The sequence below is a fragment of the Microcystis sp. M165S2 genome, from assembly GCF_020245885.1.
In the GTDB taxonomy this organism is placed as follows: domain Bacteria; phylum Cyanobacteriota; class Cyanobacteriia; order Cyanobacteriales; family Microcystaceae; genus Microcystis.
In genome coordinates, this window is sequence record NZ_JADBTZ010000297.1 from 1 (window position 1) to 7,203 (window position 7,203).

Annotated in this window: 5 protein-coding genes and 1 tRNA gene; 3 read left to right on the forward strand and 3 right to left on the reverse strand. The window is 46.8% G+C overall.

Annotated elements, in window-relative coordinates; all coding sequences use genetic code 11:
* Positions 1-248: 248 nt before the first annotated feature.
* On the reverse strand, positions 249-1,097 hold the full coding sequence (locus IM479_RS14965) for a M28 family metallopeptidase (protein WP_287686095.1): 849 nt from the start codon (positions 1,095-1,097) through the stop codon (positions 249-251).
* A gap of 109 nt (positions 1,098-1,206) precedes the next feature.
* Here IM479_RS14965 and IM479_RS14970 point away from each other — a divergent pair, with 109 nt between their 5' ends.
* The gene (locus tag IM479_RS14970; RefSeq protein WP_287079270.1) at positions 1,207-2,589 is read left to right on the forward strand and encodes a flavin monoamine oxidase family protein; all 1,383 of its coding nucleotides are present in this window, start codon (positions 1,207-1,209) and stop codon (positions 2,587-2,589) included.
* A gap of 80 nt (positions 2,590-2,669) precedes the next feature.
* On the opposite strand, the gene IM479_RS14975 is transcribed toward IM479_RS14970, so the two are convergent.
* On the reverse strand, positions 2,670-5,195 hold the full coding sequence (locus tag IM479_RS14975) for a mannose-1-phosphate guanyltransferase (RefSeq protein WP_287686096.1): 2,526 nt from the start codon (positions 5,193-5,195) through the stop codon (positions 2,670-2,672).
* A gap of 206 nt (positions 5,196-5,401) precedes the next feature.
* On the opposite strand from IM479_RS14975, the gene IM479_RS14980 reads away from it, so the two are divergent.
* Both IM479_RS14980 and IM479_RS14985 read left to right on the forward strand, forming a co-directional pair.
* Entirely contained in the window at positions 5,402-5,593 is a 192-nt protein-coding gene (locus IM479_RS14980) for a hypothetical protein (RefSeq protein WP_287686097.1), read from the forward strand.
* Between the two features lie 164 nt (positions 5,594-5,757).
* Positions 5,758-5,831, forward strand: a tRNA-Arg gene (locus IM479_RS14985).
* 352 nt (positions 5,832-6,183) lie between these two features.
* On the opposite strand, the gene IM479_RS14990 is transcribed toward IM479_RS14985, so the two are convergent.
* Positions 6,184-6,732, reverse strand: a complete 549-nt coding sequence (locus IM479_RS14990) for an RDD family protein (RefSeq protein ID WP_287686098.1) — start codon at positions 6,730-6,732, stop codon at positions 6,184-6,186.
* Between the last annotated feature and the right edge of the window lie 471 nt (positions 6,733-7,203).

Consider the following 7,203-nt stretch of genomic DNA (forward strand, 5'->3'; position numbering starts at 1 on the left):
CGCCACGACCCCGGCGACTGTTCGAGTTTTGTCAGGGAGATTATGGTGGTGACCCTTGCTACGAAGCGGTCTTTTCCGACCAAGGTTGGGACGGTCTACCACCTCTCTCAATATACAAGGTTGGGTTGAGCAATAATAACTTTTGTCTGTCAAATATTAGCGACGCTTGAGCGAAACCCAACCACACCAATGTCGTCAATAATGTTGGGTTTCTCACTGGGATTGGTGCGTTACGCTAACGCTAACTTTTATCTTATCGGTAAAGATTGCAATCCAAAACAGAGACCTTGACACACTCGTGTTAGGAAATTTAAGTCTAAAGTAGCGATTGTATCCTGAGAACTATGATAGTAGGGATTACGCATATTAGCCGTATCTGTCACCATAATTGCCGAATAACCGCGACTCCAAAAAGGAGAATGATCGCTGCGTCGAGTATCGGGGACGATATAACCTGCAAAAATTACCGGCAACCATTCGCAGGGAGTCTGATTTTCTCTCATGACTCGACTGAGAAACTTTAAATCCTCGCGGGTTTTGAGATTGCCAATCAAAGCGATAAAATCCCCGGTGTTGGGGTAAAAATATTCTAGAAAAGCTGGATATTTTTGAGAATGGGGATTTTTATCACAGTAACCGAGCATTTCTAAGGATAACATTAACCTTAAATCCTGCTTAGTTTGTTTTAATTTTTCTGCGTAGGCAATGCTCCCCAGTAATCCGTATTCTTCTAGATCAAAGGCAATTAAACGAATTGGATAATTAGCCTGATTCTCCCCAAAAAACCTCGCTAATTCTAATAATACCGCTAATCCCGTGGCGTTATCGTCGGCCCCTGGCGACCCCGGCACCGTGTCATAATGAGCGCCAATTAAAATCGGGGGTTTTTGACTATTATTAGGCAAATCCAAGATTAAATTTTCGTAAACTTTTCCCTGAAAAGGGAAAAAATGTGATTCAACCTTTCCCCAATTGCCTAACTCTTGCCGCAGGTATTCTCGCACATAAAAATGTCCTTGACTAGAGAAAAAAGGGTTTCTTTCTCGGACAATTTGTTCTAGGTGTTGGCTTAAGCGATCGCTAAGAAGATCAAACATTGATGGCAGCAGATAATTTAATCAAAAGAGCCAATGGATAGAGAAACTGAGGGAAAAATCGGGGAGAATAATAATTGTTAATTATAAAATATTCTGTGGGGCTAAAATCATGACAAATCTCCAGTGGACTAGCTATGAGTGTATCGTTGTCGGGGCAGGATTAGCAGGATTAGTCGCTGCGCGTAATCTCCAGAGGCGAGGTCATCAAGTTCTGGTGATCGAAGCGCAAAATCGTTACGGTGGTAGAATGTCTGGTCAATATCTCCCCTCCGGACAGTGGATCGATCGAGGTGGTCAGTGGGTGGGCCCAACCCAAGAGCGTTTTTTGGCCCTCCTCGAGGAGTATAAAATACGTCGTTTTCCCTCTCCCAATCAGGGAAAAACCGTCCTAGTGTTCAACAACAAACGCTATGAATTCAACGGTTTTTTTCAGGGTTTCCACGAGGGAGAAGTACCCGATATCGGCGCGGCAGAATGGCAAGATGCGATGTCAGCATGGGCGCGTTTTCAAGAACTAGCCAAAACCCTACCTTCAGGTTATCCCCAAAGCAACGATCACACCAAAAAACTAGACAGTAAAACTTTTGCCCAGTGGATTGAAGAAAACACCACCACAGATTTTGGTCAATGGTATTTTGCTTATATGGCGCGTGCAGTGGGGTTTCTCGGGCCGGCCGAACCCCACCAAGTCTCACTGCTGCACGTTCTTTGGGGACAAAATTGCGCCGCTCAAGCCGAACATCCAGAAGCCGAACTGATCCATGGCGGAGCGGGACAAATTCCCGACAAGATCGCGGCGGAGTTAGGAGAGCGAATTCGACTGGGGGAACCGGTTTTTCGCCTTAATTATGACTCGGCCGGCGTGACCATAGAAACCAGCCAGAACACTTTTACCGCTAAATTTGCCATCATTGCCATGCCGCCCCATCTTGCCGGCCGCATTATTTATGATCCACCGATGCCACCCCAGCGAGAACAACTAACCCAACGAGTACCGATGGGATGCTGCGCTAAAGTCCTGATTTCCTATGAGCGACCTTTCTGGCGAAAACAGGGACTAGCCGGACTTGCCCAAGGCAATTGTCAATGGTTGGAACTCTGTGCTGATAGTTCCGATCCCGAAACTGGCGTGGGGGTAATCGCCACCTTCCTAGTTGGCGATCGCTATAGTCGTTGGCGCTCGATGAGTGGCCCAGCGCGCCGTGCCGCCGTCCTTTCGGATTTAGCTATTTATTTCGGTCAAGAGGCCCTTTTCCCGATCAGTTACGATGAGGTGGATTGGCCCGGGGATCCCTGGACTGGTGGAGCCTATGCCGCCTTTATGCCCCCCGGAGTCTGGACAAGTTTCGGCGAGGCTCTTTTTACTCCCGTCGGACCGATTCACTGGGCCGGAACAGAAATGGCCGATCGCTGGCCGGGATTTTTTGAGGGAGCGATCCGCACCGGTGAGGCAGCGGCCGATCGAATCGCCTTGCTTTTACAGGAAAAATGAGCATCTACAGGGCTACGCCACCTTTTAGGTCAAAAAAAACCTGATAGTCAAGTTTCGGGGGCTAATGGGGTAAAAAACTCTTAAATCATCACTATTTCGCCCTGGTAATGTTCGACGAAATACTGCACACGATGACGATATTCTTTAATTGTCCGATCGACCCATTCGCGCTGCTCACTGTTAGCGTAGATATGCACTAAAGGTTCTCCAGCATCGGGTAAAATCAATACCCAGTCATCATTAAGGGGATTAATCACCTTCACCCCATCGATCAACTCTAGATTATCGGTAGCGTGAGTTTCCACCAGATAGCGCATCAGAGAACCCTTTACTTTCCAAGGACAGCGCACCGCCGTACTTTTATTATAAATGCGCGGTAACTCGGCCCGCACCTGAGCTAGAGAACGTTCCTGAATGGTTAACATCTCCAAAAGTTTCGCCACGCTGAACATGGCATCGAAACCGGGATGTAATTGCGGAAAAATAAAGCCAGTTTGCCCAGAGCCTCCTAAAACCACATTAGGATTGGTTTGACATCCTTCCATTAAAGCGCTAGGACTGGCTTTTGTCCGCACCACCCGGCCATCGTGACGACGTGCGATCTGTTCCACGGCACTAGAAGCATGAACCGGCACTACCACTGTACCGCGAGGATGGGCGGTCAGAATTGTATTCACCATTAGAGCAGTTAATTGTTCCCCGCGAATCGATAAACCACTCTCATCGACGAGGACTAATTGTTCCCCGTTGGCCGAAACTTGTACGCCTAAGTTCGCTTTCAGGGCCTCCACCACATGGCCCAATTGATGGATCAGTAACTCTCTTTCCTGCATGGAAAGGGCATTCTGACGTAAACTGGCATTGAGAACCACGGCATCACAGCCAAATTTGGCCAGTAATTCTGGTAAAATTGCTCCCGATACTCCGTAGGCGTAATCGATGACGATTTTGGAACCACTATTGCGAATAGCCTCCACATTTAGCTGAGTTTCAAAGGTTTTGCGGTAATTATCGAGAATATCAGCCGGATAGGACATACTGCCGATTTCCTGCATTCCCACCCGTCGCAGATCTTCTTTGAAATAGGCCCCTTCGATTTTCTTTTCCCTCGCTTTGGAAACATTAATCCCTTTTTCGTCTAAAAACTCGATTAAGAGAAAATCCGGGCGATCGGGATGAATGCGAACGTGAATTCCACCGACTACGTTTAATTTAGCCACTAAAGTCCGCGAAATCGGTAAAGCATTCGCTTGTAGGTTTTGGATATTAACCCCCACGGACATTAAACCGGCAATCAGCGATCGACTGACCATGCGCGAGACACTACGTTGATCCCGGGAGACGATTACCGTTGACCCCGGTTTGAGGATGGAACCGTAGGCTGCCCCCAGTTTAACGGCGAATTCGGGCGTGATATCGATGTTAGCCAGGCCCGATACTCCTCGTTGACCAAAGAGGTTTTTATGGGCAGTATTTCCCCAAATCAGGTTAATATTGAGGATGGCTCCCGATTCGATCTGTTTACTCGGCCAGACTCTGACCCCAGAATTGATCTGCGCTTCTTCCCCCACGATCGATAATTGTCCGATCACCGCACCTTCGTGTACCTGGGCCCGTCGATCGATTCTGGTTCCCCTAGCGATCGTACAAGCGGCTAAATTGACCTCATCCCCGATCACCACACCATTCCAGAGGATGGGACGTTTCAGATCGGAACCAGCACCGATGGTGACATTATCGCCGATAACCGAACCCCTCTCGATCAGAACATTTGCACCAACGCGGCAATGATTGCCGATCATGGCCGGGGCCTCAATGTGGGCGCTAGGATCGATATAGGTATTAGTACCGACCCACACCCCGGGGGATTTTTCTCGATAGGGAAATTCTAGGTTAACTTTGCCGGATAAAGCGTCGTATTGCGCTTCTCGGTAGGCCTCCAGATGACCGACATCGCACCAATAACCATCGGCCACATAACCATACATAGGTTCGCCCCTTTGCAGCAGCAGCGGAAACAAATCTTTAGAAAAGTCGGCTTCTTCTTTGTAGGGGAGATAATCGAGGACTTCTGGTTCGAGAATATAGGTTCCGGTGTTGACGGTATCGGAAAAAATCTCGCTGGTGGATGGTTTTTCGATAAAACGGCGAATTCTGCCTTCTTTGTCGGTAATCACTACCCCAAATTCGATCGGATTGGGAACCCGCGTTAGGACAAGGGTTGCTTTCGAGTTTTTACTTTTGTGGAATGCGATCGCTTTTTGCAGGTCAAAATCGGTGATACTATCGCCACTAATCACCAGAAAGGTATCATCTAACCATTCGGCAATATTTTTCACACATCCTGCGGTGCCTAGGGGTTGATCCTCCTCCACAGCGTAGGTGATTTTTACCCCAAAGTCGCTGCCGTCTTGAAAGTAGTCGCGCATGACATCGGGGAGATAGTGCAGGGTGGTGATAATTTCGGTAATGTCATGCTTTCGTAGCAAATTGATAATATGTTCGGCGATCGGACGGTTGAGAATCGGGACCATCGGTTTGGGAAGATCACAAGTAAGCGGACGTAATCTTGTCCCTGAACCACCTGCCATTAATACCGCTCGCATAATTTCCTCCCAAGGCTATCTTTTCGCCGTTTTTAAATATTTTTTTCAAATTCTGGCTTTAGTTTCCCGACATCGATCAAGCTAGTCCCTAACCGGCATTCTAACACCGTCCCCCCGATTGAGGACAATATTTTCTTTTCCCAAGTCGGCAAAACCAAAGCTTAAAATAGGAGATGTGAATTGTCTAAATCTAAGGATGAGATGGCATGAGACTGGTTATTTTTATCTTAATAATTGTTTATGGTGCCGGTGGTTGGAAATTCTGGAATGGATACAGAAGCACTAACTTTAGTTCCAGTTTACCCAATCGTCTAGCTCTAACACTGTTCTGGCCGCTGCTCTTCGCTGTTCATCCTGCCTATCGCAAGAATTTTAGAAAAGCCTTCAAGGGCAAATAAAATTAACATACTGCCAAGGTCACGACCATAAAACAGAAACTAGGTGGGTATCGAGGCGTTTTCTGCTGGATTAGTCGAGATTACCCCCCCAAAAAAAACCCTAAATAATCCACGGCAATCAACACTTTAGCCGTGGATGGCTTATCATGGTTAGGGAAAAAATTGGGGTCGTAGCTCAGTTGGATAGAGCGAGTGCCTCCTAAGCGCTAGGCCGCCGGTTCGATCCCGGCCGATCCCGCCTTTTTCAGTGATCAGTAAACAGTAAACAGTGAAAAGATACTGGGAAACTGCTATTTAGGGTTTGCTGAATAAATCTAAAAACATTGTTCGATAAGACTTTTAGACCTTTTTGAAATCTAAAAGTACCGGCCATTGGAGTGAGCGGGGGGAAAATTCAGGTACTTTTTCCCTGAAAATTAGGTAGTTGACCACCTGAAAATCGGTAAAACCCTACACCCCACACCCCACACCCCACACCCTACCCCCAAGAAAAACTTTTTGCCGCAAACCCTATTTAATACTGCTCACTTAAAACTCAAAACTTAAAACTGATAACTGATCACTGATAACTGATCACTGATAACTGATATTTATTTTCTCATTCTGCCCTTAACTTGATACCAAAGCCTTCTTAAACGTAGATCGAGAGAAAAACCTCGACGGGTGGGAATAACAATCGTGCCACCGATGCGATCGTGGAAAGCTTGGTTAAATTGCTCATCACCGATCGCCATACCACAATCGGCGAAAAGGGGCGAAGATAGTAAAATCAAACTTAAAGGATTGCCAAAAAAAGTATTTAACCCTAACATCATTAAAGCTGCCCCCCCACCAGCGATCGCCTCTCGTTTGCTTAACTCCAAAATTCCGGGTAAACGCTGAAGTCGCAGATCGATGATCTTCATATCCAAGGCCCAACGGCCTAAACTCTGACCCTGATTCTGCGCTACCAATAACACCCGCAAACACCACCAAATCAGGAGAAAAAGGAAGAGTTGCAGTACAGGCGCACTATTAGCAAAGGAGCTTAAAAACCAGATCGAGGCAAAGTCGATCAGGAAAGCATAGGCGCGACGATCTAAGGGAATTTTCGGAAATTTTTGCGGTAGATTATCTTCAGGCGGGATCGGGTAAACCATAAAGTAAATTCTCGGAAAAATCCTGCGGTTTATCTTCTACTTTAATCGGGAAATTGGCAATTCTAGGATAGTTGTCTCTTGTCTTTTTTCTCCTCCTGTCTCGGAGTCTTCTGTCTCGGGGTCTCCTCACCTAACGGAAGATTTTTGATTTTTGCAGGAGATATAATTAGGGTCTGCTGAATAAATATAAAAACCTTGTTGGGTAAGACTTTTAGACTTTTTGTCAATCAAAAAGTACCCGGCATGGGAGTGACCAGGGGGAAAATTCAGGTGGTAAAACCCTACACCCCAACCCCCAACCCCCAACCCCCAACCCCCAACCCCCAACCCCCAACCCCCAACCCCCACCGAAAAACTTTTTCAGCAGACCCTAATTAGGGTTTGCTGAATAAAGCTAAAAACCTTACAGGAAAAGGCTTTTAGCTAGATTGAGAGTCGCTCAGGTGCCCCTGAATCTGCTAAAATTACTCA